This window comes from Candidatus Schekmanbacteria bacterium (genome assembly GCA_003695725.1).
Classification (GTDB): Bacteria; Schekmanbacteria; GWA2-38-11; order GWA2-38-11; family J061; genus J061.
Map to the genome: position 1 here is coordinate 1 of RFHX01000277.1, position 3,181 is coordinate 3,181.

Consider the following 3,181-nt stretch of genomic DNA (forward strand, 5'->3'; position numbering starts at 1 on the left):
CAAGGAGTTTTAGTTTTTTGATTTGCTTTTTATGTATTTCCTCTTCTGGAGTCAAATATTTCTTACTTTCAATTTTTCTCAACTCTTCTTCATATTCCATATGCTTTTTCTGAAGCTCTCTAAATTCTTCATTTTTTTCCTGCAAAGACTTTATTAACATCTCTCTTTCAATCATAAAGGTAAGCCCTCCAGATTAATTTAAATGAATTTGAAGCAGAATTCGTTGAAATTTTCATACTTAAATAATAACAAAGAAAGCTTCAAATATCAAGAACTTTTATAATCCATAACTAATTGATTTATAATGTTTTTTTCATTAAAAACGCATCCTCTCCTGTGTCTGAATAGTATCTTTTCCTTCTGCCTATTTTGACAAACCCTTCGCTCTCATAAAGACATAAAGCTGGTGCATTCGATACTCTTACTTCCAAAAATATTTCATTTATGTTTTTTTGGGATATTCTTTTGATTGCGTGCTTAAGAAGTTTTCTTCCAATCCCTTTTCTTCGATACAATGGATCAACTGCTATGTTCGTTATCTGGGCTTCTCCGGGAAACAACCAAAAACATACATAACCGCAAAGGATATTTTTTTTTGGGTCTAACCTAGCACAATACATTTTTGATACTCTGCTTCGTTTAAGCTCAAAAAGAAACATCTCTTCAGTCCAAGGTCTGCTAAAACACTTGTTCTCGATTTCAACGACGAAAGGCACATCTTGAATCGACATTTTACTGATTACGATTTTCATACTCTTCTATCGGCTGATACTTTTTCTTCGGCGTCTGAAGGTTTTAGATATAGCGGAAGCAAAGTAGACACATTATCATACTTTTCGCCTTTTCTGATTCTCTCATAGGCATATCTCGCTATTTTTATCGCGCTTATATGTTGCAAATCCTCAGAAGCAAAGAGCAAATTTTTCCTCTTTAGCTTACTTTTCAAATGCCTTTCATATTTACAAATGCCATTACCTGTAAAAAAGATGTTTTTTCTCCTTTCCAAGAGCCGCACTATGTCATCAATTGTTCCGCAAGAAGGTTTTATTATTTCAATTAAATTTTTGTCGGATTTTTTCCCATATAGGGCAAAATAAATTTTTGATCTTCCAGCATCTACAATTGGACAAATTAAGAAATCCTTATAGAATCCATTATATGCCAAAGCTTCAAGTGTTGAAATGCCCTTTACGGGAATTCCTTTTGAAATGCTCAACCCTTTGGCAGTGGCAAGGGCAATTCGCAATCCCGTAAAAGACCCTGGCCCAACTGCTACTGCAATCATATCAATTTCACTGAGAGAAAGTCCATATTGGTCTAGTACAAATCTCAAAGAAGGCATTAATCTCTCGGAGTGCACTTTATTGATATCGGTATAGTGTTCAATTACTTCATCAGTTGAAGGTATAAAAAGTGCAAGGCTTCCTCTTCGAGTTGAAGAATCGAAAGCAAGAATTTTGTCAGGCAATTTCCCTTCTTTGTTTTTCTCATTCACTTTTTCAATTTTTTAATGAGTTGAGCAGTTTTAGTGCCAAGCAGTCTGCATTCCTTTAATATCTTTTCATCAGGTTTGCCAATTGCAACAGGTCCAAAGTGTCCTGCTGATGGCTCACCCTTGACAATGAATCCATGAATCATCATAGCTTTTAAAATATCCAAAAGCACCATTTCTCCACCTCCACCCTGCATCCCTGTAGAAGTAAAGGCGGCACCAACTTTCCATTCAAGCTTTTTAAAAAATTTTACTGATTTATCAAAAAAACTTTTAATTTCAGCCGCCATTGAACCAAAATAATTTGGCGAGCCCACAATAAATCCTTCATATTGAGTTATTGAGTCCAAATCAAAATCAGCAATCTTTTTAATGTCAACATCGATACCTTCCTCTTCGACACCCTTTGCAACCTCTTTTGCCATACTTTCAGTATTGCCGCTTACAGAATGATAGAGTACTAAAACCTTTGACATTGATTTTCCTCCAAAAAGAAATTGAAAAATATAATACCTTCATATATGATTTTTAAATACAGATGCATTCGTACAAAGTCAATTCCAAATAGGAGATTATCAATGAAAGATATTTTCAAAATAAAAATATGGGGGGCAAGAGGTAGCATAGCTGTGCCGGGAAAATCAACGGTTAAATATGGAGGGAATACTCCCTGTGTTGAAGTAAGATGCGGTAAAAACACATATATCCTTGATGCCGGCAGTGGATTGAGAGAGCTTGGGAAAGAACTTTTGAAAAGAAAAGAGTACAATATAAAGTTCCTGTTTTCACATTTCCATTGGGACCATATTCAGGGATTCCCATTTTTTCTTCCTGTTTATAATAAGAAGTTCAAAATTACTCTATATGGTGAATCTAAGCTTTCCTATTCTTTTGAGCATCTTTTTTCAGGACAGGTAATGTTTCCATATTTCCCTGTTAGTCTTGACGAAATGGATGCACAAATAAAATTTATCGAAATCACAAAGAACGATGTAATTAAAGATGGAAAAATCACTATAAAAATGGGTCGGCTTAACCATCCTAACGGCTGTATAGGATACCGCTTTGAATATAATGGAAAGAGTTTTGTTTATGCCACTGACACAGAGCATTTCAATTGCATAGACCGCTCTCTCTTGAATCTTGCCAAAGGATGCGATGTATTGATTTATGACGCCAACTATACTGAAGAAGAATATTCTGGAGAAGTAGGCTTCCCCCGTACGGGATGGGGTCATTCGACATGGCAGCAGGGAGTGAAACTTGCAAAAGCAGCTAAAATAAAAAAATTGATTCTTTTTCACCATGACCAAGAACATGATGATGAAATGATTGATAAAATTCAAGCTGATGCACAAAAGGAATTTCCAGAAACCTATGCGGCATATGAAGGTATGGAAATTTTTCTATAACCTTGGTCTCAACTAAAAAGGCAGGAATGAATAAAAAAAAAATAAAAGTTCTCTGTGAAGATAATACTTCAATTGCACAATATATAAAAAATAGAAGTTTTTTATCAGCATATAATATTGCTTTTTCCGACCTTCAAAGCATCATAGATTCAATCAAGGCTGACAACAATCCAGCTGTCATTATTTTATCTTCGAATCATGGAAGATATTCAAAAAAGATAAAAGAATCCTTGAAAAACAATAAAAAGAAATTAGTAATATTCATTTCTGCAGTTGA

General features: G+C 34.5%; 6 protein-coding genes. 2 read left to right on the forward strand and 4 right to left on the reverse strand.

Annotation, left to right across the window (positions count from 1 at the left end; all coding sequences use genetic code 11):
- From D6734_10710 to D6734_10725, 4 genes are all read right to left on the reverse strand, one after another.
- Positions 1–175 (reverse strand): DUF465 domain-containing protein (locus D6734_10710; GenBank protein RMF93167.1); only part of this gene is annotated, 175 nt, incomplete at its 3' end.
- Positions 176–299: 124 nt separating this feature from the next.
- The gene (gene rimI / locus D6734_10715) at positions 300–752 is read right to left on the reverse strand and encodes a ribosomal-protein-alanine N-acetyltransferase (GenBank protein ID RMF93168.1); all 453 of its coding nucleotides are present in this window, start codon (positions 750–752) and stop codon (positions 300–302) included.
- Complete coding sequence (gene tsaB / locus D6734_10720; protein RMF93169.1) at positions 749–1,504, reverse strand: tRNA (adenosine(37)-N6)-threonylcarbamoyltransferase complex dimerization subunit type 1 TsaB; 756 nt, start codon at positions 1,502–1,504, stop codon at positions 749–751. The genes rimI and tsaB overlap by 4 nt, the downstream gene beginning before the upstream one ends.
- Positions 1,492–1,968 carry a flavodoxin family protein gene (locus tag D6734_10725; protein RMF93170.1) on the reverse strand — a complete coding sequence of 159 codons (477 nt, stop codon included), beginning with the start codon at positions 1,966–1,968 and terminating at the stop codon, positions 1,492–1,494. Before D6734_10725 ends, tsaB begins: the two co-directional genes overlap by 13 nt.
- Positions 1,969–2,070: 102 nt before the next feature.
- Between D6734_10725 and D6734_10730 the strand changes: the two genes are divergently transcribed.
- Together D6734_10730 and D6734_10735 are read left to right on the forward strand one after the other, a co-directional pair.
- The gene (locus D6734_10730) at positions 2,071–2,904 is read left to right on the forward strand and encodes an MBL fold metallo-hydrolase (GenBank protein ID RMF93171.1); all 834 of its coding nucleotides are present in this window, start codon (positions 2,071–2,073) and stop codon (positions 2,902–2,904) included.
- 2 nt (positions 2,905–2,906) lie between these two features.
- Positions 2,907–3,181, forward strand: a 275-nt coding sequence (locus tag D6734_10735) for a hypothetical protein (GenBank protein ID RMF93172.1), incomplete at its 3' end; no start/stop codon positions are given.

Bases quoted from the DNA above. Each gene is read 5' to 3' on its own strand.
- rimI (RMF93168.1), bottom strand. From the start codon at position 752: ATGAAAATCGTAATCAGTAAAATGTCGATTCAAGATGTGCCTTTCGTC.
- D6734_10725 (RMF93170.1), bottom strand. From the start codon at position 1,968: ATGTCAAAGGTTTTAGTACTCTATCATTCTGTAAGCGGCAATACTGAA.
- D6734_10730 (RMF93171.1), top strand. From the start codon at position 2,071: ATGAAAGATATTTTCAAAATAAAAATATGGGGGGCAAGAGGTAGCATA.